Source organism: Bacillus sp. S2(2019), assembly GCF_005144805.1.
Lineage (GTDB): Bacteria > Bacillota > Bacilli > Bacillales > Bacillaceae > Bacillus > Bacillus altitudinis.
On record NZ_SWFL01000003.1, the window covers coordinates 381283 to 407184 of the forward strand.

The 25902-nt window shown below is 38.6% G+C and carries 34 protein-coding genes; 25 read left to right on the top strand and 9 right to left on the bottom strand.

Features of this window, described 5'->3' with window-relative positions:
• Window positions 1-89: 89 nt before the first annotated feature.
• Complete coding sequence (gene blaBPU, locus FBF75_RS12065) at window positions 90-878, top strand: BPU family class D beta-lactamase (protein ID WP_136944781.1); 789 nt, start codon at window positions 90-92, stop codon at window positions 876-878.
• 43 nt (window positions 879-921) lie between these two features.
• Here blaBPU and cyoE read toward each other — a convergent pair whose 3' ends face one another.
• Window positions 922-1827, bottom strand: a complete 906-nt coding sequence (gene cyoE, locus FBF75_RS12070; protein ID WP_136944782.1) for a heme o synthase — start codon at window positions 1825-1827, stop codon at window positions 922-924.
• 129 nt (window positions 1828-1956) lie between these two features.
• Here cyoE and FBF75_RS12075 point away from each other — a divergent pair, with 129 nt between their 5' ends.
• The 19 genes from FBF75_RS12075 (at window position 1957) to FBF75_RS12165 (ending at window position 13947) form a co-directional block, all read left to right on the top strand.
• Complete coding sequence (locus tag FBF75_RS12075; RefSeq protein ID WP_056705362.1) at window positions 1957-2565, top strand: TetR/AcrR family transcriptional regulator; 609 nt, start codon at window positions 1957-1959, stop codon at window positions 2563-2565.
• A 56-nt stretch (window positions 2566-2621) separates the two neighbouring features.
• Window positions 2622-3278, top strand: coding sequence for a hypothetical protein (locus FBF75_RS12080; protein WP_136944783.1), 657 nt, complete (start codon window positions 2622-2624; stop codon window positions 3276-3278).
• 54 nt (window positions 3279-3332) lie between these two features.
• Window positions 3333-4091, top strand: coding sequence for an Imm26 family immunity protein (locus FBF75_RS12085; protein WP_136944784.1), 759 nt, complete (start codon window positions 3333-3335; stop codon window positions 4089-4091).
• Window positions 4092-4138: 47 nt separating this feature from the next.
• Window positions 4139-4381, top strand: coding sequence for a DNA-binding protein (locus FBF75_RS12090; protein WP_046526837.1), 243 nt, complete (start codon window positions 4139-4141; stop codon window positions 4379-4381).
• A gap of 71 nt (window positions 4382-4452) precedes the next feature.
• Window positions 4453-4761 (top strand): DUF2750 domain-containing protein, encoded by a 309-nt coding sequence (locus FBF75_RS12095; protein ID WP_240692355.1) that lies wholly within the window; start codon window positions 4453-4455, stop codon window positions 4759-4761.
• A 93-nt stretch (window positions 4762-4854) separates the two neighbouring features.
• Window positions 4855-5484, top strand: a complete 630-nt coding sequence (locus FBF75_RS12100; RefSeq protein WP_056705355.1) for a hypothetical protein — start codon at window positions 4855-4857, stop codon at window positions 5482-5484.
• A 56-nt stretch (window positions 5485-5540) separates the two neighbouring features.
• Window positions 5541-6149 carry a hypothetical protein gene (locus FBF75_RS12105; RefSeq protein ID WP_136944785.1) on the top strand — a complete coding sequence of 203 codons (609 nt, stop codon included), beginning with the start codon at window positions 5541-5543 and terminating at the stop codon, window positions 6147-6149.
• A 23-nt stretch (window positions 6150-6172) separates the two neighbouring features.
• Complete coding sequence (locus FBF75_RS12110; protein ID WP_136944786.1) at window positions 6173-6856, top strand: DUF7003 family protein; 684 nt, start codon at window positions 6173-6175, stop codon at window positions 6854-6856.
• Window positions 6857-6895: 39 nt separating this feature from the next.
• Window positions 6896-7372 carry a hypothetical protein gene (locus FBF75_RS12115; protein ID WP_108611453.1) on the top strand — a complete coding sequence of 159 codons (477 nt, stop codon included), beginning with the start codon at window positions 6896-6898 and terminating at the stop codon, window positions 7370-7372.
• 47 nt (window positions 7373-7419) lie between these two features.
• Window positions 7420-7818 (top strand): YxiG family protein, encoded by a 399-nt coding sequence (locus tag FBF75_RS12120; RefSeq protein ID WP_060781220.1) that lies wholly within the window; start codon window positions 7420-7422, stop codon window positions 7816-7818.
• Between the two features lie 58 nt (window positions 7819-7876).
• Window positions 7877-8224, top strand: coding sequence for a YxiJ family protein (locus FBF75_RS12125; RefSeq protein ID WP_136944787.1), 348 nt, complete (start codon window positions 7877-7879; stop codon window positions 8222-8224).
• Window positions 8225-8242: 18 nt separating this feature from the next.
• Complete coding sequence (locus FBF75_RS12130; RefSeq protein WP_008342582.1) at window positions 8243-8620, top strand: hypothetical protein; 378 nt, start codon at window positions 8243-8245, stop codon at window positions 8618-8620.
• 53 nt (window positions 8621-8673) lie between these two features.
• Complete coding sequence (locus tag FBF75_RS12135; protein ID WP_136944788.1) at window positions 8674-9543, top strand: alpha/beta hydrolase; 870 nt, start codon at window positions 8674-8676, stop codon at window positions 9541-9543.
• Window positions 9544-9614: 71 nt separating this feature from the next.
• Window positions 9615-9971, top strand: a complete 357-nt coding sequence (hxlR, locus tag FBF75_RS12140) for a transcriptional activator HxlR (RefSeq protein ID WP_012010675.1) — start codon at window positions 9615-9617, stop codon at window positions 9969-9971.
• Window positions 9972-10309: 338 nt separating this feature from the next.
• Window positions 10310-10942 (top strand): 3-hexulose-6-phosphate synthase, encoded by a 633-nt coding sequence (gene hxlA, locus FBF75_RS12145; protein ID WP_024718772.1) that lies wholly within the window; start codon window positions 10310-10312, stop codon window positions 10940-10942.
• On the top strand, window positions 10939-11496 hold the full coding sequence (hxlB, locus tag FBF75_RS12150; RefSeq protein WP_136944789.1) for a 6-phospho-3-hexuloisomerase: 558 nt from the start codon (window positions 10939-10941) through the stop codon (window positions 11494-11496). Before hxlA ends, hxlB begins: the two co-directional genes overlap by 4 nt.
• A 148-nt stretch (window positions 11497-11644) precedes the next feature.
• Window positions 11645-12370, top strand: coding sequence for a DsbA family oxidoreductase (locus FBF75_RS12155; protein ID WP_136944790.1), 726 nt, complete (start codon window positions 11645-11647; stop codon window positions 12368-12370).
• A 94-nt stretch (window positions 12371-12464) separates the two neighbouring features.
• A complete protein-coding gene (locus FBF75_RS12160) occupies window positions 12465-12920 on the top strand; it encodes a MarR family winged helix-turn-helix transcriptional regulator (RefSeq protein ID WP_240692356.1) in 456 nt (151 codons plus the stop codon).
• A 10-nt stretch (window positions 12921-12930) separates the two neighbouring features.
• Complete coding sequence (locus FBF75_RS12165; protein WP_169476102.1) at window positions 12931-13947, top strand: serine hydrolase domain-containing protein; 1017 nt, start codon at window positions 12931-12933, stop codon at window positions 13945-13947.
• Window positions 13948-13952: 5 nt separating this feature from the next.
• Here FBF75_RS12165 and FBF75_RS12170 read toward each other — a convergent pair whose 3' ends face one another.
• Window positions 13953-15065: a GntR family transcriptional regulator gene (locus FBF75_RS12170; protein ID WP_136944792.1), complete on the bottom strand. Its 1113-nt coding sequence runs from the start codon at window positions 15063-15065 to the stop codon at window positions 13953-13955.
• A gap of 272 nt (window positions 15066-15337) precedes the next feature.
• Here FBF75_RS12170 and FBF75_RS12175 point away from each other — a divergent pair, with 272 nt between their 5' ends.
• The 4 genes from FBF75_RS12175 (at window position 15338) to FBF75_RS12190 (ending at window position 20525) form a co-directional block, all read left to right on the top strand.
• Window positions 15338-16963: a xylulokinase gene (locus FBF75_RS12175; protein ID WP_136944793.1), complete on the top strand. Its 1626-nt coding sequence runs from the start codon at window positions 15338-15340 to the stop codon at window positions 16961-16963.
• Window positions 16957-17661, top strand: a complete 705-nt coding sequence (locus FBF75_RS12180; protein ID WP_046527161.1) for an L-ribulose-5-phosphate 4-epimerase — start codon at window positions 16957-16959, stop codon at window positions 17659-17661. Before FBF75_RS12175 ends, FBF75_RS12180 begins: the two co-directional genes overlap by 7 nt.
• 17 nt (window positions 17662-17678) lie before the next feature.
• Window positions 17679-19100 (top strand): L-arabinose isomerase, encoded by a 1422-nt coding sequence (gene araA / locus FBF75_RS12185; protein WP_136944794.1) that lies wholly within the window; start codon window positions 17679-17681, stop codon window positions 19098-19100.
• A gap of 84 nt (window positions 19101-19184) precedes the next feature.
• Window positions 19185-20525, top strand: a complete 1341-nt coding sequence (locus tag FBF75_RS12190) for a sugar porter family MFS transporter (protein WP_136944795.1) — start codon at window positions 19185-19187, stop codon at window positions 20523-20525.
• A gap of 36 nt (window positions 20526-20561) precedes the next feature.
• Here FBF75_RS12190 and FBF75_RS12195 read toward each other — a convergent pair whose 3' ends face one another.
• Together FBF75_RS12195 and FBF75_RS12200 are read right to left on the bottom strand one after the other, a co-directional pair.
• Window positions 20562-20774, bottom strand: coding sequence for a hypothetical protein (locus FBF75_RS12195; protein WP_008342562.1), 213 nt, complete (start codon window positions 20772-20774; stop codon window positions 20562-20564).
• Window positions 20775-20810: 36 nt separating this feature from the next.
• Window positions 20811-21128 (bottom strand): hypothetical protein, encoded by a 318-nt coding sequence (locus FBF75_RS12200; protein ID WP_039964179.1) that lies wholly within the window; start codon window positions 21126-21128, stop codon window positions 20811-20813.
• 183 nt (window positions 21129-21311) lie between these two features.
• Between FBF75_RS12200 and FBF75_RS12205 the strand changes: the two genes are divergently transcribed.
• Complete coding sequence (locus tag FBF75_RS12205) at window positions 21312-21605, top strand: CotD family spore coat protein (RefSeq protein WP_017358055.1); 294 nt, start codon at window positions 21312-21314, stop codon at window positions 21603-21605.
• Between the two features lie 52 nt (window positions 21606-21657).
• On the opposite strand, the gene FBF75_RS12210 is transcribed toward FBF75_RS12205, so the two are convergent.
• The 5 genes from FBF75_RS12210 to FBF75_RS12230 form a co-directional block, all read right to left on the bottom strand.
• Window positions 21658-22326 carry an ABC transporter ATP-binding protein gene (locus tag FBF75_RS12210; protein ID WP_136944796.1) on the bottom strand — a complete coding sequence of 223 codons (669 nt, stop codon included), beginning with the start codon at window positions 22324-22326 and terminating at the stop codon, window positions 21658-21660.
• The gene (locus FBF75_RS12215) at window positions 22319-22864 is read right to left on the bottom strand and encodes a hypothetical protein (protein ID WP_136944797.1); all 546 of its coding nucleotides are present in this window, start codon (window positions 22862-22864) and stop codon (window positions 22319-22321) included. Before FBF75_RS12215 ends, FBF75_RS12210 begins: the two co-directional genes overlap by 8 nt.
• 21 nt (window positions 22865-22885) lie before the next feature.
• Window positions 22886-23386 carry a stage II sporulation protein M gene (locus FBF75_RS12220; protein WP_136944798.1) on the bottom strand — a complete coding sequence of 167 codons (501 nt, stop codon included), beginning with the start codon at window positions 23384-23386 and terminating at the stop codon, window positions 22886-22888.
• A gap of 1 nt (window position 23387) precedes the next feature.
• Window positions 23388-24926: a hypothetical protein gene (locus FBF75_RS12225; RefSeq protein WP_240692358.1), complete on the bottom strand. Its 1539-nt coding sequence runs from the start codon at window positions 24924-24926 to the stop codon at window positions 23388-23390.
• Between the two features lie 299 nt (window positions 24927-25225).
• Window positions 25226-25552: an uberolysin/carnocyclin family circular bacteriocin gene (locus FBF75_RS12230; RefSeq protein ID WP_017358050.1), complete on the bottom strand. Its 327-nt coding sequence runs from the start codon at window positions 25550-25552 to the stop codon at window positions 25226-25228.
• Window positions 25553-25902: the final 350 nt, after the last annotated feature.

A 25902-nucleotide genomic window follows, 5' to 3' on the forward strand; every position in this document is an offset into this window, starting at 1 on the left:
TTTTATTGAAAAAGAGGACGAGCGGCTCTTATTTCTGATCAGCCAGCATGCTACAATCGATTGCAATCATGAGCAAAGAGGGTGATTGTTTGCAAAAAAAGAAGATGAAATGGCTGATTGCTGGCGCGATGCTTGTAGCACTTTGTATGAGCAAGCCTGCATCAAGTGAAGGAACATCTCCAAAATGGTCCGTCGATGAATTTATGAAAGATCGGGAAGGCACATTTGTGATTCAAGAAGTAAAAGAAAAATCACCATGGGTGTATAACAAAAAAAGAGCGAACAAGCGCTTTGCACCTCAATCAACGTTTAAAATAGCAAATGCCTTAATCGGACTTCAAACAGGTGCAGTTAAAGATGAATACGACATTAAATATTGGGACGGAGTAAAAAGAGAGATTGATAATTGGAATAAGGACCATACACTGGGCTCTGGCATGAGAGATTCAGTCGTCTGGTATTATCAAGCTATGGCACGTGACATCGGGGAAGAGCGCATGGCCCATTGGATAAAAGCCATTCATTATGGGAATCAAGACATATCTGGCGGAATCGATCAATTTTGGCTAAGCAGTACGTTGAGCATTTCTCCAGTAGAACAAGTTCATTTCCTTAAACAGCTATATGAAGAAAGTCTCCCATTTGACCTATCGGTTATGAGAACCGTCAAACGAATGATGATACAAGAAGAAGAGAAACACACCACGCTATACGGAAAAACAGGCTCCGGATCAGGCATAGGCTGGTACGCAGGCTTCATCAAACATGAAAACAAAACCTACATCTTCACCACAAATATAGAAGGCACCGGACTAGAAGCAAAAGAAATCACCTATCGTATTTTGAAAAAATATCATTTGGTAGAAGCATCCGTTTAGGATGCTTTTTTATGGTTATCTACAAAACTAAAGTTTGAATAAATCAAAAAATTTGACGAGTAAGAGTATAGATAATGACCGTCGAATAAAGAGTTGTCATATAAATTAGTGAATAGACAAACATAAATGATGCCCACTTCTCAGAATTCATTCGCTTGTAACCTAAAATACTTAAACAAATCCATATAAAACCTAGAAAAAAAGACACAAGCACAAGCCCTATGCTTAAAGAACGGAAAAGAAAACTGCTTAAGGTAATTGCTAAGATATAAAGATTCGTTTGCAAGTATGTTCTTTTCATTCCTTTTACAACAGGTAACATGGGAATGTTCGCAGCCTTGTATTCATTTTGCTTTCTAATAGCTATTGAATAAAAATGCGGCATCTGCCAAATAATTGTAATGAAAAACAACCCCTGAATAGCTGGGTGTGAGATGTCTGGTGAAATAGCCGTCCAACCAATGAGAGGCGGCATTGCCCCAGAAATGCTTCCAATTTCCGTGTTGTAAACGGTTTTTCTTTTACTCCACATTGTATAAGGGAAAATATAAAAAAGTAAACCAATCAATCCTATAATAGCTGCTAGATAGGTTGTAAATGCTAAAAAAATCAAACCTAAAATAGACATTAAGATACTAAGCCATAGAACTTTTTTAAGATTGACTTCTCCTGTTACAGTAGGTCTGTTTTTTGTTCTATTCATCACGGAATCTATGTCTCTGTCATACAAATTGTTTAATGCTCCAGCAGCACCAATTAATAAAATTGAACCGGCAAATGCAAATAGTATCTCAATAGATTTATGAAGGATGTCAATTTGATAAGTGTATAATGCCAAGGTTAAGCCAGCACACATTGGCATTAAATTTGATGTAATAATTCCTGATTTAACTGTTTGAGCTATTATGTCCCTTTTCGTTTTGTGAATTTTTTTCCCCACTTTTCGCATTGTTTTGCTCCTTTTCAATAGCTATTAATTGCTTATGCTGTTCACCAATATATATACCATGTAGAATTTATATACTAATTGGTATATTAATTCTATATGGTATGATTGTCAAGATAAGGAGGTAAAGGAATGATTAGACAAAGAAAAACGCAAAATGAAAGGAAAGAGGAAACACGGAAATTACTCATAAATTCTGCAGTTGAGAATTTCGCCAAGTATGGTTTTCATGGGGTCTCTATTGATAAATTGGCGGAATATGCAGGCTTTAGCAAAGGGGCCTTTTATGCGCATTTTCATTCAAAGGAAGAGATCTTTTTAGCTCTATTGGAACAACAAATGCAATTACATGTAGAAAAAATCAATTCTTTTTTAGCAGAACAGCCTTCTCTTTTACACTTTCCAGAAAAAATGAATCAACAGTCTATTCAAAATCTTGAAGAAAATAGGACGTGGAGCCTGCTAAATATGGAATTTCTTTTGTATTCAATGAGAAATGAGGAAGTAAGGTGTCAGTGGTCAAATATGATCCTACAATCAGTAAAACAAATCTCTCAATCCATTGAGAATTTAATAGAAAAAGAGAACCTTACATGCACTCTTTCACCTGAAGAAATGGCATGGACAATTCTCTCATTGGAAAATGGTATAGCAATATTTCACTATATTAGTCAAGACCATGTACCAATTGATTTATTAGAAAAATCTCTAAAAAGAATATTTTCTTTAAATAAAAATTAAGGTCCCTCAGTTTGAATGTAGCGGAGATAGTAATTCTAGAAAGGAGGATATAAGAAGTGTATTTGAAAAATATACAATTAATGTCAGATGACGACCGTGGGAACTTAGCCAGCCAATCCCTTTGTATGACTGAAATGTTTTTATACGAATTAGAAAAGAAATTTCAAACGAAAGATTGTGAGGCTATTGTTTTGATATGTGGGTCTTTTAAAGACTACAAATTAATTAGTACGTTAAAAGATGAACCAGATATCTTATTTTTAAAAAATACATACGAGCTGGAAGTACCCTTCCGTTACAGTGAATTTGAAAATGCAACAAATAAGAAAAAGATCTTAGCAGATACTTTGGAAAAAGCGATACTCTATCTGTGTGAACTGAAAAATTGGGACAGTCAGCTAGTCAAAGCGACATTTAAGAAAATGAAAGAGAAGGAATATAAAGCGGAGATTAAAGGGAGAACAAAACTAAGTCCCGATAAAAAAAGAAAAGCTTACCCACTTATCGAATTAAATTTAAAACAGTTTACTCTTTATCTTGTAGTTGAAGACAATAAAAGAAATATCTTAGATAAAAAATTAATTGCAAAAACCGATACTTATTTAGAAGAAATTTCCTATCATATGAGAGAGCTTAAGTGGTTAACGGATCATGAAGTGGCACTTTTCAAACGTGCACATAAAACAGTTTATACAAGTATACGTTTATCGTGATAAAGCAAAATGAGAATAACATAAAGAACACAATATATAAAGGGGGTATTCTAAATGGGCTTTTGGGAAGAAGTACATAAGAAAAAGAACATCATAATTGGTGATGATGGATTAGATATTTTTGAAGAAGCGATTGAACAATTCTATGAAATGACTGAGGAACATTTGAAGAGAAAGCCAACGATTGATGAGATGCTTTTGACAATTATGATGGCTTTAAACAATGGAGGTAGTCACTATTTTGATGATTTAAACGACAAAGAAGTAACGGATATTAAAATAACAACTAAAAAAGTAAAAACTTTAAGTAAAGTAGAACCAGGAGCTATATTTGAACTCCCATTAAAAGAAGTTGGGAAATTGAGCTATGCTTTGATCATTTCGGGTGAGGGGAAAAATCAATATGATGATATTTTAATCCAATACTATGATTTGTTTGTTGATGAAAGAATAGAAAAAAATGAGTTAAAACAATTGATAAAAAAAGAGAAAGGACTATTCGTTGCAAATACAGGCCTGACAGGCTTTTTAAGTGGTTCATGGAAAGTCATCACAAAAATAAATCAAGATTTTATAAAAGAAGAGGATCTTCAAAATCTGAAATTCGTGGAATACCGAAATGGAAATTATTACGTAAGCGAGGGTAAAGAAGGTTCCGATGCACCTGCTATGGACTTAGAGGTTGCTGATCCAAAAACGGCTAAGACTATATTTAACCCGATGGGTATACGTAGCGAATACACTATTAAAAACATTCTTACTTTATATTTTAAAGGTATGTCAATGGAGGATATTATTAAATATGAAATATAGGCAGTTTACAGCGTAAAATGAGTTTTGAGAAAGGAATGGTGTAATAAATGGCTGAACCAAAAATGCTAGACTGTTTAAATAAAATACGAAATGTCTTAAAGGGGACGATCACAAGAGAACAAGTGTCTGATTGGGCTGAAATTTACGTTTCTGCAGACGATCCAGAAATAGACGATGATCAAGTTTGGGATATGCTGATTCTTTTAAGTGGAATTGATTTGAAAGATTCACCTAATTCTTACTTACATCCTGTAGATGATTTGAATGACTGGTTAGAAGAATACAAATAGTTCCTATATATGAGCTTGCTAAATTCTTATGGTTAAGCCCATTTATAAATAAAAGGAGTGACGCAATATCCATGCATCCGAAAGAATTAGAAACCACCATGCAATTACCTGCGAAAAAGCGTTATGACTATTTCATCAAAAAGATCGTTGATTTTGAAGAGGTTTGGTCATTAAGAAACGAGAAGGGATGGGTGATGTCAGAGGATGAACATCGTGTACCGCAGCTTCATTTTTGGCCGACAGAGGAACATGCCGCTTATTGTGCGATCGACCAATGGGAAAAAACAGTGCCAGAAATGATTGATTTAGACGATTTTATAGAAGAGTGGCTGCCGGGAATGTTAGCAGATGGAATCAATCCGTCCATTTTCTATAATTGAAATAATTCGGTGTCAATTGAAATTCAAACATTAAAAGAAGATATAGAGGAAGAATTAAAAAACTACTAGTTCGACAAGAGTGGAGGTAGTTGTTTGAAACGGCTTGAAGATTTATTTATTCGTTCAGAAAAAGAATTCAAATTCTATCAGAATTTAGTAGACCATGTGTTTGAAACAAGTAAAGAGCTGCCACAACAAGTTTTTCGTAAGACATTTGATTGTTTTTTGTTTCAAGAGTTTGATTGGGCATTGAGTGATGATATTTTACCAACCATAAAAGAGTTATCAACTGTTACACAAGATAGAGAATTTTTGACTGCAGTCCTTCAACCAGATCCAACCGCATATTATTTGAAGGAATTTGGTTATTATCATTGGCTGAAAGCGAGTGTGAACATTTCAGGTGAGGATTATGTAAATGCACTATGGATGCACCCAAAAGGTTCCATAGCGGATAATATAATCACGCATTCGAATATAGTTGTCTGGTTAGCTCATTCTTTGCAGTGGGCGATTTGGGCAGATAGAGATATGGAAATTTGTATCATAGGAATGGTATCAACAAAAGATTCTGTGAAAAATAGGTTATTAAAAGAAGGGTGGAAACCAATGGATCACCCTGTTTTAGCAAATTGGTTTGAAGGATTATTGAAGGATCAAAAAACATTCAATGATTATTACACTCAAATGCTCTCTCATTATGCGTCATGTTACAAGCGGTGAAATGGATTATTAATGACTGATGATAGACTTACCCGAAGATATGAAAGGAGCATAAAGTGAAACATTTGTTTATATCCGATCCAAAAGAATTTGAACATGTTCTATCGTTTGTTCATTCGCTCATTCACAGTACGAAGACATTCCCTGATCAAGTGTTGAAAACGAAAACCCCTCATTATTTATTCGAAGAATTCCATTGGTTGTTATCAGATGATGGTTGGGAAATGTTAAAAGGTTTAGCTTTGAATCATCATGATGACTATATACTCATGGCTGTATTAGATGAGCAGAAGAGCATGGATGATTATTATCATGATTTTGGTTATTATCCTTGGGTGAAAGTACCGTTAAACCTTACTCCAAGTGATTACCTCGATCTCTTAACGGATTATCCGATAGAGAGTGTAAATGATAGCATAATGGATATTGCTTCACGTGTGATATGGGTTTCTCCTTCTGCGAAATGGATCATTTATGGCGACAGAGGTTATGAGATAGGAGTACTAGCGATTCTTCAATTAGAACAAATGAATAAACAATTGTTAAAAACGTGGAGAACTTTAGATGAGATTGTATTAGGCTGGATTTCAGTTGTATTTCCGAATCAAAAACTTCCTGATGATTTTAAAAAAGAACTGATTCGAAATTATACAAACGTAGAATGAAATAACTTCATAAGGAGGAAGACATGAATCAAATAGACAATGTGTTATCTATACTAGATGAGTCTTTTCTAAATAAAGAGTTTCCATTATTAGGTAATGGGAACTTTGATTTTGCCAAAGGGAAGCTTTCTCTATTTACTAGAGAGGAAAATTGGCTGATCACGATTCAATTATTCGGTTTATCGAAGGTAGGACCGTCTATTGATTTTTTTGCGATTGGTCATGATTTGAAGAATGGATCAATCAATTTTCTACTGGATGAGCTTTTTGATTTCGTGGATCATCATCATGAAATAATAGATGATGATGAGATAGAACATGGGTTCACAAAGCATCCTTTACGGATTAGATTAAATGGAGACTATTTTCATGTTCAAATACCAGAGTCATGCCAAGCTGATGTAACAGAGGAAAATGAATGGATTACTTTGTTAAGAGAAATGGCCAAACATCAAGATTTGCTGGATAGTTTATGGATGACAGATCAAGAACAATTTGACATCGTTCAGCATGTATATGATAAACCGCTCTACACAACTGAATCATGGTTTCATCCAGAAACGCATAGCCAACTCCCTAGTCAATCTCCTTTTTTTCAATCGGTTGCGAAGAGTTTGATCTATCAAGATCCAACATGCATTGTAAATATAAACACGAACACTGACTGGAGATTATGGTCAGATTTTGATACTGTGGAATATTTTTAGTTTCGTCTGATGTTTTAAATCGGTGAGGTGGAGCAAGTAATGAGAATCGTATTAGCAAAAGAGGAAAATCTATTCGAAGTAAATGAATTAATAAAGAAAATCAATTTAAACGTAGAAGAGTATCATTGGGTCATAAGTGATGTGACACTCCCAATGCTTCATGATCGGAATAATCAATCTCATTCAGAAGTCATGCCGGATTATACGGATTTTTTATTTCTGAAGGGTGAACATTTCAAAAAATTCTTACATGACTATTCTTATTCTTTTATTTTCGCTGTTTTGACCGCATTGTCTCGTCATATAGATCATTTGAATATTATTTCAATACCTCAAATTGAAGATAATGAACGATATTGGAACGTAAATTATACACCCGTTATCCCTCAAGCCGTGTTTGAAATCGGATTTTTTGATTCGACAGATGTTATTTTTACAGGAGATCAGAAAATCTTAAGCGAATTTCGAAAAAAAGCGGACTTTATTTCATTTGAAGAATATTTACAAACTCCGTGACACGATAAGAATAGAGTTCATCCTGAAAAAATAGGAGAGTGAATGAGATGTTTAATAGTGTACAAAAATGGATCGATTATCTAGATGGTGGTTGTAATGTACTTGGAGTCACATTTGATTTGTTTCATAAAGAATTAATACTGAGCGTAAAAGTATCAGAATTAAATAAAGTTACTCAACATGAATTGCGATTTATGAATGTGGCGAGTCTTTATTATAATGGGGGTGAAGGTAATGATAGATTTGAAGAATTGATACAAGAAGAGATGAATTGGCAAATTTTTGAATGTAGTTACCATCCTAATGGGATAGGGAACCTTAAAAATGTACTTCTTGAAGAATTTGATTCAAATGCAAATTTTCTATTTAACATCAATGGGATGTTACTCGCAATAGAATCGAAAAACGTATGTTTTGATTCACAAGAATTTATTTGCAGTGTATAGGAAGATCTCATTAGCGTCTAAATAAGAATTAAAAACAATGAGAGATTGGGGAAAATCCATGAAAATCAGCCGAGATAAACAAGGTTTATTCGATGATGTAAAACAACGTTATCAATACTTATTAGATTCATCTTATCCAGATGAAATCGTCTCTTTTGAAGAGGAAACTGGTATATTTTCAGATGACTTTTATTTATTTTTTTCACTTGTTGCAGGTAGCCTAAGTTATGTGATCGATCATAAACGAATACCGAAAAAACAGTTAAACGTGCTACGTCAGTCATTTGAAGAGCAATATCCCCAAATCAAATCATATCAACAGATTCTTGAATCGTATCCTTTATTGCATTCCTATGTTCAATACCATGAAGAAACAAGAAAACAAATCATTGCACTTATACAATAACCTCTTGGAGGACAAACGATGACATGGTTTTTAGATGAAAAAGTCCAGAAACAAATCCCTGATTTCAATATCAACCATCTAAAGCAAATCAATGAATTTCACTACTTTAAAGAGTATAATGAACATTACGACTTGATCAACTGTATTCATCTACACATCCCATACGAATCTGCAACCCATAAAGCAGACATTCATCTGAAATTTACCAACGTCTCTTCTGTTCAAATCAAAGATTTGGAGTTAACAAACGATTCCTCTCTTTTTTTGAACATTCAACTTTTGGATAGAGGCTGGGAATATTTGAATTACTTTGTCGAAGATTATGAAGAACAGTATTTTTCTTTTTATTGTGAAACGATTCAAGTCATACAAGTCGTTTCAAATGAATCGGGCTAGTCTCTCTACATATGTGCGAATGATGCTTCCCCATCCCAATATAGAAAGGTGCAATGACATTGAATCGAATCATGAAATGGCTCTTATTTGCGGCAGTCATCGCTGGCTTATTGGTATGCGCATTCTTTGTGTTCCGTTTCAACCAGCCTAAGCCGACGACAAACATCCATTATGCAGACACACAAAACAAACAGCAAACATTGGATATATATATGCCAAAGGGAAAAGATGAAGACAAAAAGAAGAAGCATCCAGTCATGATCTATCTCCATGGCGGAGGCTGGACAGGCGGCGATAAGAATAGAGTCGCTTCAAAGGCGGATTATTTTACCGATCAAGGGTATGTGTTTGTTTCGATGAATTATAGGCTTCACCCTGATGCCAACTACGAGCAGATGGCAGATGATACGGCAAAAGCTATTAAATGGGTGAAGGATCATGCAGATGAATATCAAATCGATTCGTCAAAAATCAATGTCATGGGTCACTCAGCGGGCGGTCATTTGACGGCGCTGGTTGCCACAGATTCGACCTACTTGAAACGTGTGGGGCTGTCGCCAAAAACGATCAATTCCATTGTTGTTCTAGACGGACCGTTAAACCTCAATCAATTTATACAAGCTATCCCATCGTACAAAAAAGTCTTTGGCAAACAAGAGGAGAATTGGACAAAGGCATCACCTGTCACTTATATGAATCAAAAGAATGTACCTCCTGTCTATTTGGTTACAGGCTGGGAAAATCCTGAGGTGTACCGATTTGCAGAAAAACTGAATCATGATAAAGGTTCTAAGTTTGTCTTTCGGGTTCATTCGCTGAGCCACAGTGATTTAAATAAATGGTTTGGATCTGACAGAGCGCCAAAAGAAGCGCAAGAGATGACAAAGGCTGTGATGGCTTTCTTCAAAAAACAAAATCAATAACAAAGACTGTATGCTAGGGCAATCCATTTTGCCGCAGTATATGATAAAGTGGTTTGAGATCAAAGGAGTGTATGTCGTTGTCATCACGTATGGAAAATAAAGTGTTCAATTGCGAAAAAGAGCTGACGCTGAATATTATCGGCGGGAAGTGGAAAATGCTGATCTTATGGCACCTTGGCAGAGAAGGGACAAAACGGTTTGGTGAGTTAAAGTCGTTAATGCCTGGGATTACGCAAAGAATGCTTGTCAATCAGCTAAGAGAATTAGAGGAAGATCATATTGTGCATCGGGAGGTTTATCCTGTCGTTCCGCCAAAGGTTGAGTACTCTCTCACAGAACTCGGAGAAAGCTTAATGCCGATTTTAGAGGCGATGTATGATTGGGGCAAACAATATCTCGACAGCAATTTTTTAAAGGATGATAAATAGAAAGACGATAGATGTAGACAAAGAGCTAAAATCATTTTATTTTAGCTCTTTGTTTTCTTTTCAGCGTGACTTGAAAACCTTTGCAGTTTAGGAAGGACGAGTACTGGAGCGGCATCACAACACAGACTTGACACCGAATGCGAGGATTTGTCAGTACGTTTAGATACTGGTCGAAAAGACAGTGTCTTTTTTGTAACCATATGCGAAAAAGTATAGTATGTAAAAAAAAAGTGCGTACTTGGATTGCTTCCATCCTGTTGTTATACTCATTTCATCGTTCAAGAAGCCCTATTCACGGAGCTCTTGAAGATGAGATGAAAAAACGGGAGTGAACGTTCATGAAATTACAATTAGCGTTAGATTTAGTGAATATACCAGAAGCGATCGAGCTGATCAAAGAAGTAGAAGCGTCTATTGATGTGGTGGAAATTGGGACACCTGTTGTGATCAACGAAGGGCTTCGTGCTGTAAAAGAAGTCAAACAGGCGTTTCCGAATTTACGTGTGCTGGCGGATCTTAAAATTATGGATGCTGCCGGTTATGAAGTGCAGCAGGCATCTGAAGCTGGAGCGGATATCGTCACGATTCTTGCGGCAGCGGAAGATATGTCTATCCAAGGAGCGGTGAAGGAAGCAAAAGCAAGAGGGAAACAAATTTTAGTTGATATGATTGGGATCAAAGATATCGCAGGCCGCGCGAAAGAGCTGGATGAGCTTGGAGTAGATTATATTTGTGTGCACACAGGCTATGACCTGCAAGCGGTTGGTCAAAACTCATTTGCGGATCTCATGACCATTAAACAAGTGGTCAAACAGGCAAAAACAGCGATTGCAGGCGGTATTAAGCTTGATACATTGCCTGAAGTCGTCAAATTAAATCCAGATTTGATTATTGTCGGCGGCGGTATTGCGAGCCAAGACAATAAAGCAGAAGTGGCTGCGCAAATGAAGCAGTTGATTGCACAATCATGAAAATAAGTGACTATGTGAGAGTAATTCTAAGCGAGCTTTCTGAACACTCGCCCGCGATTCAAGACGAACAAGCAGAGCAGCTTGTCAAAAGCATTTTAGCGGCTCGAAAGGTCTTCGTCGCAGGGGCTGGCAGGTCTGGTTTGATGGGGAAATCGTTTGCGATGAGACTCACGCATATTGGTGTCGAAGCTTATGTGATCGGTGAAACGAATACGCCTGCTTTTACATCTGAGGATTTATTGATTGTAGGGAGCGGTTCTGGCCGAACAGAGACGCTGCTTGTGCTCGCGAAAAAGGCAAGGGCGATTGGCGGAAGCGTCGCGTCGTTCACACTTTCAGCTGATTCACCTATAGCTGATCTATCGGATGAAGTCATCTTACTGTCAGGTGCGCCAAAGGATCAACATGAAGGAAACCATCATACGATTCAGCCGATGGGCTCATTATTTGAGCAAACTTTGCTTCTTATGTACGATGCGATCATCTTGAGATTGATGGAAATGAAAGAGCTCGACACCCATAAAATGTACGGTCACCATGCGAACTTAGAATAGCCGTGATGAAAACCTTTCCTTTTTTGAAGGAAAGGTTTTTTTAATACATGGTACTTAAAAAGAAGGATCACTTGACATAAACGATAAGATGTAACTATAATAGTTACATCTTGAAAGAAAAAACGTAAGCAACGGAAGGAAGATGAAGATGAAAGTGCAAATTTGGTCAGATATCGCCTGTCCTTTTTGTTATATAGGAAAAAAACAGTTGGAAACAGCGCTTGAGCAATTCCCTCATAAAGAACAGGTAGAAGTAGAGTTTAAAAGCTTTGAGCTTGATCCGCATGCACCTGTTGCAGTGAATTATGATGTGCATGATATGCTTGTCAAAAAATATGGCATGAGCCGCAGCCGGGCCATCGCGATGAATGAACAGGTGAAACAGGCGGGCAAGGAGAAAGGAATCGATTTTCAATTCGATCCACTCGTTTTGACAAACACCTTTGATGCCCACCAGCTCGCTCAATATGCTGGAAAAATGGGAAAAGGCGATCTCGTCATGGGAGAGCTGTTTCAAGCGTATTTTACAGATGGAAAGCATGTTGGCGATCGTCAAACCCTTTTAGATATCGCAGAAAAAGCAGGCCTTGATCAGAACGAAGTACAGAAGGTTCTAGACGGGCAAGAATTTGCAGACGATGTGCGAGAAGACGAAAAAGAAGCAAGACAGCTAGGGATTTCTGCTGTGCCTTTTTTCTTGATCAATGACAAATATTCGGTTGCTGGTGCACAGCCAGCAGATACGTTCCTTCGTGCCCTTGAAACGGCTTGGACAGAAGAGGCAGTGCAAACGGAGAAAGCGGCTGATGCTTCATTTGAAGACGCATGTGCAGATGGCGTATGTGCAGTACCTTCACCTAAAGAAGAAGTATAATCGGCATTTTCCCTATCTTTGATAAAAGATAGGGATTTTTGTTGATTAATAATTAATACACCTTTATACTTAAGTTATCTTAATTATGAAGGTGATGACATTGACATCCAAAACAACGATGATCCAAGAATTAAACGAAATCGAAGCGCGCATCCATCAAAAGCTCCGATTAGAGTTTGAAGAGTTATTTGTAGATGAGTTAACTGATAAGCAGCACATTGTCCTTGATTTCGTAGAGCGAAAAGGGGGAAGCTCACCTATTCAAATTGCTCAGCAACTAGGCATCACCCAAAGTGCTGTGAGCCAGTTGTTAAACACGCTTGAAAAAAAAGAATGGGTTCGCCGCAGCATCAACCCGCAAAATCGTCGGGAATTGCACGTTGAACTTTCTGAAAAGGCAAAGACGTACTTGGAGAATATGAGAAAGATAGAACTTGCGATCATTGAAAAATACTATTCAAAATTAAGCCTCGAAGAGATCAACACATTGACATCCATTTATACAAAGCTTGATCAATTGATTGTAGATCAAAATGAAGGGGAAGGATGATGATCCATTGATGATGCTCAAACAAGAAGTACAGCGAATTGCCTCTTCTTATACGGAGAAAAAGAAACAGGCACTGCTTGTGATCGGACTGATTCATCAAGGAGAAAGACATGTTTTTCATTTCGGAGATCACCCCATACGGCAGCGCGTCCAGCCTGAGGAGGTCATTTTTGAAATCGGCTCTATTTCAAAAGTCTTTACGACAAGTATATTGGCAAGCATGATTCAAAAAGGGCAGATGAAGCTAGACGATTCCATTTCACTGTATTGTCCTGAAATAAGAAAGAATCACCCCATTCAAATAGAACAGCTGGCAATCCATACGTCTGGACTTCCTTCATATCGTTTTCTCAGAGATTTACAACTAAGGTTCCTTCCAAAAGTGAGAAGAGATATGTACTGTCAATACTCCCTCGATGAATTAATGAAATTGTTACACTCAAAAAAATGGAATGAGCGAAAAGAATACCCATCTCGTTACTCCAATGTAGGGATGGGACTCCTCGGGTTGATCATGGGATGGTCTCTTCACAAAACATATGAAGAGCTGCTGACTGAATATATCGTGGATGAGCTGAAACTATCGAACACCTTTATTACGATCAAGGAGGAGGTCCAAGAGAAGATGATCCTCGGTCATAAAGAGAATGGAAAAGAGGTTCCTCCGCTTCAGATGCATGACTATCAAGGGGCTGGTGCGATTCGGTCGACGGTCACTGATTTGCTTTCATTTCTCTCTGCACACATGAGTGCAGACGCCGCTTCTCCATGGAAAATGACCCACGAGCCAAAGGTGAAGATAGGTAAAAACATGTCAATGGGACTCGGGTGGGTCATAGATGATACGGGATTGATTTGCCATAATGGTGCCACTTCTGGTTTCTCCAGCTTCATGGGCTTCCGCCCACATTCAAAAACAGGAGTGGTCGTCTTGTCTAACTATCGCAATCGTATCACGCAAGACTCTCCCGACCGAATTGCTTATGACGTGATGAATATGCTTGAACAAGAGCCTAAAGCCAAATGAGCCTCCTATGAAGAGGGCTCATTTTTTCTTGTGTTCAGCTCTTTAATCGTTTCACCAGGAACGAGTTCAGGCTCATAAAATGTTTGATCAGGCAGGTTCTTTTTCCCTTGTACTTTTTTAATCATCCAGTCTGCCGCATCTCGTCCCATTTGCTCTTGAGGGTGTGTCAGCGTTGTCAGTTTCACATGGGCATTTTTTTTGGCAATATACGAGTTATCCTGTCCAATAATGGAAAGATCATCTGGAATAGATAAACCTATTTCACTACATACATTTGCTACTTCTAATCCTACCTCATCGTTATAGCAAACAAGGGCTGTCAGCTCATGCTGGTGCGCTTGTAAAAAGGTTTTGATATGATCCCCTAAATACTGCTTCGATTCTGTATCGAAAAAAAGAACATGTTCTGGTAGGAAATTGAGCTTCGCTTCACCGAGTGCCTGAATATAGCCTTTCATTCGATATTTTCCTTGTAAATCATCTGTTTTTGAAATCAGTCCAATGTGCTGATGCCCAGAGGTGATCAGCTCCTTTGTCGCTAAATAGCTGGACTTTACATCATCCAAACAAAGGAAGGGAACTTCTAACTGCTCATAGTAGGCATTGATCATAATAAGCGGGACATCCTGCTCTTTAAAGGATAGGTAGTACGAAATGTTTGGATTATATAAGTTGCTTTTTGTCGGTTCGACAATTAATCCGTCCACACCAAAGGACAGCATCATTTCAAGCGCTTTTTTCTCTTGCTCCACATCGTTATTTGTACTCGCCAGTAACAAAGAATAGTTCTCTTCATTTAATCGGCTTTCGATGCCCCGAATGATCGACGGGAAAATGTAATCGGATATGTATGTGGTGATGACGCCAATCGTTTTCATATGAGCATGTCCAGCAGGTTTTGTTTGATATTGATTGGTGACAAATGTGCCTGAGCCTTTTTCGCTTCGTAAAAAACCTTCACTCGATAATTCCAAGATGGCTTTTCGCACTGTATGCCGGCTTACTTGATACATCTCTTGTAAGCTTGATTCGGTTGGAATACGCTCCCCGATCCGGTAATCCCCTGTCAGTATTTTGCTTTTTATATCATCTATAATGATCTGGTACTTCTTTTTCATCGTTTCACTTCTTTCACAGTTGATCCTCTACTCGGGTTGAGAAGAACTTGTATGGACATATTTTAACATGGTTGCTTAATCAAAAACAGGCGCTTGCAGTGTCTACCGTCTAATCCTTAGAGAACATGAAAGTTTTTGTCTAATTATGTATGCACAACTATATTTATTATTGACATATGTACGGACAAATATTATATTATTTTTGTGCACAGGTAAAGGTGAATCAAACGAAAAAGATATTTGAAACCGCTATCATCTTGGAGGTGAACAAAATGAATCGTGAAAAGACGGCCAAAGTCATTAGAGAAGGCAGGACATCTTTGGGCATTGAATTTGGTTCCACACGAATTAAAGCGATTTTAATAGATGAAGAGTTTCAGCCAATTGCGCAAGGTGCATTTGAATGGGAAAGTTCTCTTCAAGAAGGAATATGGACGTACAACTTAATTGAGATCATTACAGGTCTTCAAGTGGCATACCGTCAGATGAAAGAACAGGCTGCACAATTGTATGGGGTGACGATTCAAACGATTGGCTCCATCGGGATATCTGCGATGATGCATGGCTATGTCGCCTGTCATCATACAGGAGAAGTCCTCGTCCCGTTTCGAACGTGGCGGAATGGAACAACGACCGAGGCGAGTCAAAAGCTAACGGATGTATTCCAATTTCATATTCCAGAAAGATGGAGCATTGCTCACTTATATCAAGCGATATTAGGAGAGGAAAAACATCTGTCCCGGTTAGAGTATGTGACCACTTTGTCCGGCTACATTCACTGGCTGTTAACAGGGAAGCAGGCCATCGGAATTGGCGATGCGTCGGGAATGTTCCCCATTGATGAAAAAACGAAGGATTACAACGAAGTGATGCTTCATCAATTTGAAGCATTGATTGCAGAAAAAGGCTATCCGTGGAAGCTTCGTCATCTTTTGCCGCGCATCTATTTAGCAGGCGAAGAAGCTGGTGTGTTAACAGCAGCTGGAGCAGCGATTTTAGACCAAGGCAAACAGTTGCAGCCAGGTATCCCTTTTTGCCCACCAGAGGGTGATGCAGGAACGGGAATGGTCGCAACAAACAGTGTGGAAAAGAGAACTGGGAATATTTCAGTTGGGACATCTGTATTTGCCATGATTGTGTTAGAGCATCATCTAAAAGGTGTGTACCCAGAAGTGGATCTTGTCACGACACCAGATGGCCTGCCAGTCGCGATGGTTCATGCCAACAATTGTACAAGTGACCTTAACGCTTGGATGAATCTATTCAGAGAAGCGTTTGAAGCAATGGGTCAGCCAGTTGAAACAGAAAGAATGTACGAAACCCTATTAAATCAAGCTTTAGAAGCAGATCATGATGGGGGCGGGCTTTTAAGCTATGGCTATTATTCTGGTGAAAATATTACGAGACTAAAAGAAGGAAGACCCCTTTTTGTTAGATCTCCTCAAAGCCGGTTTACCCTTGCTAATTTCATTCGGACGCATCTCTTCTCTGCATTTGGCGCAATGAAAATTGGGATGGATCGTTTAAAAGCACATGAACAAGTCAAGATTGATCGCTTACTAGGACATGGCGGTTTATTTAAAACACCCATAGTTGGGCAAAAAATGGTCGCTGCTGCACTCGGGACACCTGTATCCGTCGTATCAACGGCGGGAGAAGGCGGCGCGTTTGGGATGGCGGTCCTTGCTTCATATATGATCAATCACCAGCAGCAAACACTGAGCCATTTCCTCAAGCATCAAGTATTTGCCCATACATTAGAAGAGCTTATTGATCCTGATCCACTGGATGTTAAAGGTTTTGAGGCATTTATAAAGCGCTATCAAGAAGGACTCCCGATAGAAAAAGTAGCAGTAGAACATTTGACGCCACAGAAAGGAGCGGCACCTGTATGTTAGAGCGGTTAAAAGAAGAAGTGTTTCAAGCGAATCTAGATCTGCCAAAGTATGGACTTGTGAAATTTACATGGGGCAATGTCAGTGCGTGCGATCGTGACAGTGGACTGTTTGTCATTAAGCCAAGCGGCATAGCGTATGACAAATTATCAGCAAAAGACATGGTCGTGGTCGATTTTGACGGTCAAGTGGTCGAGGGGGAATTCAATCCTTCTTCCGATACTGCCACACATGCTGTTCTTTACAAACACTTTGAGGAAATTGGCGGCATTTCACATAGCCATTCAATGTGGGCAACGGTATGGGCGCAAGCTGGACTTGATTTACCAGCAATGGGCACAACACATGCCGATACATTTTACGGACCTGTTCCGTGCGCTCGATTTCTCACAGAAGAAGAGGTGAATCGCGGGTATGAGGTGGAAACAGGACACCTGATCATTGAAACGTTTGAGAAAAGACAGATAGATGTCATGGCGGTTCCTGGTATTTTGCTACAAGGTCATGGGCCCTTTACGTGGGGAAAAGATGCAAAAAGTGCGGTAATGAACAGTGTCATTTTAGATGAAGTAGCGAAAATGAACCTGTTTGCAAAGCAATTGAACGAATATGCGGAGCCTCTTCCGCAGGTGATTTTAGATAAACATTATTTAAGAAAACATGGAACACATGCGTATTACGGACAAAAACCTTCAAGATAAAGAAAAGAGGGATTTCTATGTTAACAAGTCAGAAGAAAGAATGTTGGTTTGTCGTCGGTTCACAGCACTTATATGGGGATGAAGCACTGAAGCAAGTGAAGGCAGATGCGCAAAAGATAACAGATGCCTTAAATGAGAGCGGTTTGCTGCCTTATCCAATTATTCTGCAGGAACTGGCGGTTAGTGCGGATCAAATCACACAGCTGATGAAAGAGGTCAACTATCGTGATGAGGTCATCGGTGTGATGACTTGGATGCATACGTTTTCTCCAGCAAAAATGTGGATACGTGGTACGTCTCTTTTGCAAAAGCCTCTTTTGCATCTCGTCACGCAATACTATGAAAACATTCCGTGGGACACGATTGATATGGACTATATGAATCTCCATCAATCGGCACATGGAGACAGAGAGTACGGCTATATCAATGCACGTTTAAATAAGCAAAACCAAATCGTTGCAGGTCATTGGTCGAAGCAGGAGGTGAAGCAACAAATCGCTGATTGGATGGACGTTGCGGCTGCCTATCATGAGAGCTTCCACATCAAAGTGGCACGGTTTGGTGACAATATGCGCCACGTTGCGGTGACAGAAGGAGATAAAATTGAAGCGCAGATCCAGCTGGGCTGGACCGTTGATTACTTTGGAATTGGCGATCTTGTGAACTATGTAAATGCTGTGGAAGAAGCAGAAGTTGATGCTCTGTTTGCTGAGTACTTAACGTTATATGACGTGGATTATGGGAGTTATTCGGCGGAAGAATGGGAACAAAGTGTAAAAGTGCAAGCACGATATGAAATTGCCATTAAACGTTTCTTAGATGAAGGCGGCTACAATGCCTTTACGACAAACTTTGAAGATCTACATGGCATGAAGCAGCTTCCGGGTTTAGCCGTTCAGCGGCTGATGGCAAAGGGATATGGCTTTGCGGGTGAAGGGGATTGGAAAACCGCCGCACTGGCTCGTTTATTAAAGATGATGAGCCATCATCAATCCACAGGTTTTATGGAAGATTACACATATGAAATGACCTCTGGTCAGGAAGCAGTGCTGCAATCTCATATGTTAGAAGTAGATCCAGCGCTCGCACATACAAAACCTGTCATTGTCGTGTCTCCGCTAGGCATTGGAGACCGGGAAGACCCAGCACGTCTTGTGTTTGATGGAAAAGCAGGCGAGGGCGTTGTTGTCTCCATTGCTGATTTTGGAACACATTTCAAATGGCTGATTCAAGAAGTGGAAGCCTTTGAGCCGCAGGAAGCAGCACCACATTTACCGGTGGCACGAGTCCTCTGGAAAATCAAACCGAACTTTCAAGATGGCGTCAAAGCATGGATTAAGCACGGCGGAGGTCATCATACAGTCGTATCTCTCAATTTAACGGTTGATCAAATTGTTCATTTTGCAAAGCTTGTGAATGCAGAATATGTGGTTTTATAAAGAAGGGTGAAATGCATTCTACTGTGAACGGTAGAATGGCAGGGAGAAATGAAAGCGGTTTATTAAGTGAGGGGGGTCATCCACTTGGAGAAAAAAGTATCAAGTAAATTTATCTTCTTTTTCGGGTCCTTTGCAGGCATCTTATTTGGATATGATATTGGCATTATCGCAGGGGCGGAAGGGCACATTCAGGAAGAATTTCAGCTCAGCCCGTTATGGCTTGGTATCGTCGTTTCTTCATTAATGGGCGGGGCGATCATTGGTTCCATTTTAAGCGGTCTGATGGGGGATAAGTTTGGCCGCAGAAAGCTCATTTTGGTGTCATCAATTATCTTTTTTGTCGGTGCGCTTGGCTCAGCCATTGCACCAGAAGAAATCTCATTAACCATTGCCCGGATTTTCTTAGGAACAGCTGTAGGGACAGCCTCATCGCTCGTGCCTGCTTACATGTCTGAAATCGCGCCAGCTAAAATTCGCGGGAAATTGTCCGGCCTGAATCAGCTGATGATTGTGAGTGGATTATTGCTTAGCTATATCGTCGCATTTGTGTTTGAACCAATTCCAGACAGCTGGCGCTGGATGCTGGGAAGTGCTGCTTTATTTGCGATCGTGCTTTATATTGGCATGCTGAAACTTCCTGAATCTCCAAGATATTTAATTAAACACGGAATGGCTCATAAGGCACATGAAGTATTAGGATCACTTCGTTCATCACGTGAAGAGATTGAAGCAGAAATGCAAGAAATTTTAGAAGTGGCAAAAGAAGAACGCTCAGGCATTCGTGAATTATTTCAAAAGAAATTCCGTATGGCTCTCTTTATTGGGGTCGGAATGGCGACACTCCAGCAAATACAGGGGGCGAACTCCATTGTGTATTATGCAACGAGTATCGCAAGAAATGTAGGTCTTGCTCCGCAAGTTGCCGCAGGTTTTACCGTCATTGTTGGTGTCATATTTGTTGTGACGACCGTGATCTTTTTACAATTCGTCGACCGGTTCGACCGCCGAACGATTCTCACAGTTGGGGGAACGGGGATGGCCCTCTCTTTCTTTGCACCAGCGGCATTAGGTGCGCTCGGAGTAAGTGAAGGCATATTAAACTGGGTCACATTGATTTCACTTTGCTGCTTTATTTTGTGCTATGCCTTCTCATGGGCACCGATCACATGGATTATCATCGGTGAAATTTTCCCACTTTCTGTCAGGGGGATTGGGGCGGGCATTTCCTCTGCCTTTAACTGGACGGGATCATTAGCAGTTGGCCTTGTGTTCCCAATCTTGGCTGACCAATTCAGCTTTGGCGTGATTTTCTCCTCATTTGGGGTCATCTGCTTAATTGGCCTGTTGTTCACGCGCTTTGTCTTAGTTGAAACGAAAGGAAGAAGCTTAGAACAAATCGAAACCGATATGGCTGCACGAGTCTAAAAGAAACCATCTATCCTGTGTGGATAGATGGCTTTTTTAATCAAGTATTTGTTTCAGTTCATCTGGCAGTAAATCCATTAATTGATCAGATGAGGATACGTCCAGCACTTCAAGAAGTGCATAATATTTTGCATAAATTTCACTCAGCTGATCAGGATGATTTGCTTCATATCGATTCAAATGCAATTGCGTCAGTTCAAGTGCAATGTCCAGTTTGTTTCGTTCGATGGTTTGTGTTGTGTTGATCAAATCGTTCACCTCTTATTTTAAAGTTATTGAAAAATGTTACGGTGCAGTTCCGCAGCTGACCTTATATTCATGGTCTTCTACCTTTTTTGAATAACAGACGGAAGGCGTCATTCCCGTCTCACTTTTCCAAGCCTGCCAATACACATCATACAGCTGACCATATTGAGGGTCTACATCGTCCTTTTTTTGCAAAATAGCAAAATAGCTTTGGTAAGGGTAGCCTTCTTGATAAATGGCATGCCGTATCGCTCCTCTCTCGGTCGCATTTGTAAAAGCCATAGGCGACAGCAAGGGAAGGGTGATAACTACGACGAGCAGGATGAAAAATGAAAAAAGTTTATGTCTTGTCTTCATCAATGAATGTCCTTTCCTTCACAAGAGATCATTTGTATAATATGTTAAATTTGTCCTATTGTAAAGAAAGAGACGACTAGATCACCAGCGGATTTTATCAAAAATAGACAAGCATCTAATCACTAATCGTGCCTCTGACATACGATAGAGTGTAAGTGAAAGACAACTTGAAGGGGTGTTGAGATGAGCCGGAATCGATTAGACAATTTTTTCTTTGGACCTCGCAGGGGGAATCATGGAGAAGTTGAAACGGTTGTATCCCCTACACGTCAAATTGTCAACACGACAACAAATGTACAAACGATCAGAAAAATTCATCCAACTCATATCACAAACGTCAATAAAAACATCAAAAGAATTGAAAACTACTACCCTGTGACGCAATCTACTCGAAATGAGTATATTGTGGAAGAATATGACTGTGGCAGTGATATCAAGAATCCTTGCTGCCGCCCGGTCAAACGCTGTAAGTGGTAGTTTAATGGTAAAAAGAAGTGAGGCAACCTGTGATGGGATGCCTTTTGTATGTTTAACGCTCTATTTCATTTAGTTGTCCGTGATCAAGCTCGAAAAAACGATTTCCTAATTCTGAATAAAGGTAGCGCTGATGGCTTGTAAATAAAACACATTGATCAGAGAATTCTTCTTTTAATAAAGAAATAGACTGCATTTGAGATGCCTCATCAAGAGATGTAAAAGGTTCATCAAGAATGATTAGTTCTGGTGATCTGGCTGCCATACAATTAAAGAAAAGCTTATATCTCATACCTAGTGAATATTGTTTGACAGGCATCTTAAGTGCATGAGTTAAATCAAATGCATCACAAAGCGAGAGAAAGGTCTTTTTGTATACCTCTTTTTCTGACTGATTCATTTTCCATAGTGACTGTATAAGAGTCATATGCTCAATACCAGTCAGCGCATCATAAACCAAAGGCTTATCTGGAATGTACGCGACCAACCCTTTAAAAGGAGCTGACCTAGGATGATGCTGTTCGTTGAGTAAAATCGTTTCGGATACTGAAGGAAGCAGACCTGCGATGATCTTTAAAAGTGTCGATTTACCGCTGCCGTTTTTCCCGATAATACAAGCACGATCACCTTCTTTCAGATGAAAGGATACTTGATCAAGGAGGGGAGAGCTTTCTTCAGTTGTTTCATAACGAAAAGATAGCTGAGACACATGCAAACTAGCCATTGATAAATCCTCCAATAACAAAAACAGTGGTCACCAGCATATACAAGATGACGGTCGCAAGGGCGGCTTTTTTTGATCCTTCAGCATAATAAATGATCCCATCATATAGGATGCGTAAAAGGTACAAGTTGATCAAAAAAGAAACCGTTTGGATGAAGATAAAATAATGATCTAAATCGAGTACCATCACACAATAGATTGCTGCGCTATTCACTAATAGAAGAAACGCATTATAAAGCAAGATGACAAAATACATTTTGCGCAAAATAAACGTTTTATGAAAAAAGTACATATAAATCGAAGTCACGACAGTACCGAGAAAATTCAATATGAAATAAAGCGGGATTGTCAGTAAAAAGATAAACACAATGCTGGCTAATTGTTTTCCAGCAGATAAAGGCTCCTCTACTAACAAATCAATGATAAAAAATGTTAAAAAAACAGTCGAAACAAATAAAGATAGTAAGACAAGACCTACAATGGTTTTGATCGATTGATGTTGATTGAAAAATTGTTTAGGGCGTAGAAGTAGCTCCATAGAACCACATTCTCCTTTCTTCTAAGATAGATGTACATGGCTGACATATTCCTCTAAAACAGAGGCAATCAACAAGAGCACTACAGCGGCAAAGATTAACTGAATCACAGTCCGAGTCAGCTTTCTTACATCAATGGACTTACCTTTCATAAACCGGTAAAGATAAATAAATGGAAAAGCACTGACGATTGAAAAGAGGATCAAACCAAGAACCTCAACAAAAGCATGCGGCATGAGGCCAGTGAATAACTGCTTCACTTCATGATGGGCTATCAAAAACTGAATGAGTTTTCCGATGATATAGCCATTATAAAAAAGAATGCCAGCAGACATAATGCCGCCAGTAAAAGCCCCGATACCTAGAATGGCAAGCCCAACCTGTAAATTGTTTGAAAAAATAGAGAGAAAAAATATGTTTTCATCCTTTTTTAAATAAGGAATCTGATCATAAGGAAGGAGACTTCCAATGAGCAAAGCTACAATAAATACACCGGCGTAAAAATAGCCGAGACGTAGAATCAATCTATTCTCCGATAGAAAATATCTTATTTTTTTCAACATACTCAATTCCTTTATTAATGGTCTTGCGGCATAATATCCAGCAAATCACTGAAACGATCACAAAATATATAGCGAACAGCACGTTTACGAGCCCTGAGGATTGCTGCAATATAGGGAGAAAAGAGGTCAAAATTAAATAGTACATAAAAGGCAGCACAAGAAAGTTTCTGGCAAATGCCTGACCTTTATCGATGATCTCTAGTTCCTCATTTGTCGTCCCTATTTCATGCTCATGAATAAAATTGAATTTCGTTGTGAATGGGAACAAGTAAAGCTGAATCAAAGGAAAAATGAAAAAGCCAACCCCTAATACTACCAGTTGAATGAGCATCTGAACATGAAACAGTTGATACACAGTCATGATAGATAGATTAATGAATAGTAAAAAGAGCGCTGGTATGGAAAATAAACAATAAAATAACTGGATTTTTGATAAGAAAAATTGCAAAAGTGATATTTGAGAAAGCTCGTAAAGCCAAATGTTCTTTTTTTCAGCACTTAAAGCAAAAATAGAAGGTGTCAGCATTCTCATCTCATAAGATTGATTCGCTAGTATCATAATATTGAGTGTGAATAGCAGCTGAATTTGCAAGGCCTGTTGATCGATGATCGAGATCAATCCGGTAAAAACACCAATATAAAAGAAGGCTTCATATGACATGAACATATAATTAAAAAATTCTTTAGATAAGAGCCACCTTTTTTCTTTCAGCAGCTTGATGTCTTTTTGGATCAACACATTTTGTCTAAACAACAAACCCTGAATTTTATGCAGTACTTGAAAGTACCAATAAAATAAATCCCGAAAATGCTTTGAGCTTTGGTCTTGATCTTTTTCCGTTGGAATCCATCGAACAGGACTTCTCATGACAAGCGCACTACCTAGTATCACAACAATCAATGTAATAGGTGAATTAAAAAGGGCTTGAAATTGTAGAAAAACAGAGCCATCTGAAAATAAAGCATGATGCATTTGCTGAAGATCATGTTGATATAAAGAGATCAGCTTGTTTGAAAGAGTGATCCAAAACGAATCCTCTGCAAGCGATGAGATCGATTGAAATAGTTGCTGGAAGGTGTGATAAAAAGGGAAAATGATGTTTAATATGAGAACCCTTCCGAATAAGAAAAAAAGCAAAGCGATGCTTGCAAAAAAGAGGACACGAATGGCCCCGATTTTTTTTACGACGATGTTATAAATATAAGCACCGAATATCTTATTGCTGATGATAAATAGGAAGATACTTGTCAGCATCACATTGACATGTTTTAACCAGAATGCCAGATCGTGTGTTTGAACAATATCATATTGAAACAAAAAATAGATCAAATAAGTGCTCAAACTCGTAAACACAAGCCAAATCAATTCTGAAAACAGAAGCGTTTGAAAAAGTTGTCTAGAGGAAACAGGTGCTAGCTGTATCAATTCTTTAAAAGGAAGAAGATGAGTTCTTCTATAAGATTCAATTCCTTTGACGATAGAAAATAAAAATAAAAACATCACAAAAGCACTTTCCCATTCTATTTGATAGACGGGGGAGTAAAGAAATGAAGAAATCACGAATACAATCATGCATCCGAATATGATATCAAGAATACAAGAAAAAAATATGTACTGTTTTGAAGAAAACGACTTGAGAAATGGAATTTTTCGTATAACGAACTGAGCGATATTAGAATACTGTTGCTCCAGTCTAATGGATAGAAGTAGTGATAATAATGGATATAACATCTTCTCACCTGCACAAAAATTTAAATAGAAGGAGAACAGAGTCTCCTTCTATTGAGTCGTTAAATAAATTACCAAGCGATAACGGCTTTACGGCCTTTTTTCTTAATTTCGTTTTTAAGGTATTGACGAATTGTCTCTTTACCAGCCGCAGCAATAAGAGAAAGACCGCCTGAACCTACAGCAGTTAAAATGGAGACAATTGTAGTGACAGCTCCACCCGCTTCAACCACATTAAGAACTACAGCGGCAACACTGCCTGGAATACCAAATTCTTTTGCTAGATCAGCAACTGGCAGTACTTGTAGCGAGAAGGAAAAAAGAGCTAGCATAAGGAATCCTACTGCTAAAGCACCAAAAAGAACATGTAGTTTGATTTCATTTCTTGTTTCTGTCATATCAAATTCCTCCCTTTTTTGTCTTTTTATTACTATTCTATCTTATGATATGTTTTTGTTCATATCAATCCTTTTTTTTCTTTTTTTTCATGAATTAGTTATAGGTTAATATAAAATAAGTGAAAAGATAAGTGAGAAAAGAATCGTTTTGGATAGGGAATATCGAGTGAACATGATCAAAATGACCTTGTTTTCACAAAAACGAAAGAGAGCCTAAAAGTCTATAAGAAATGTGCTATATGTAAATGAACCAATATTCTTTGATCAAAAGCTTCTTTCAAGATAAAATTGGAAGTATCAATTCATTCTGATGGAGGCGATTTTCTGAATATTCGATTGTTAACACCAGA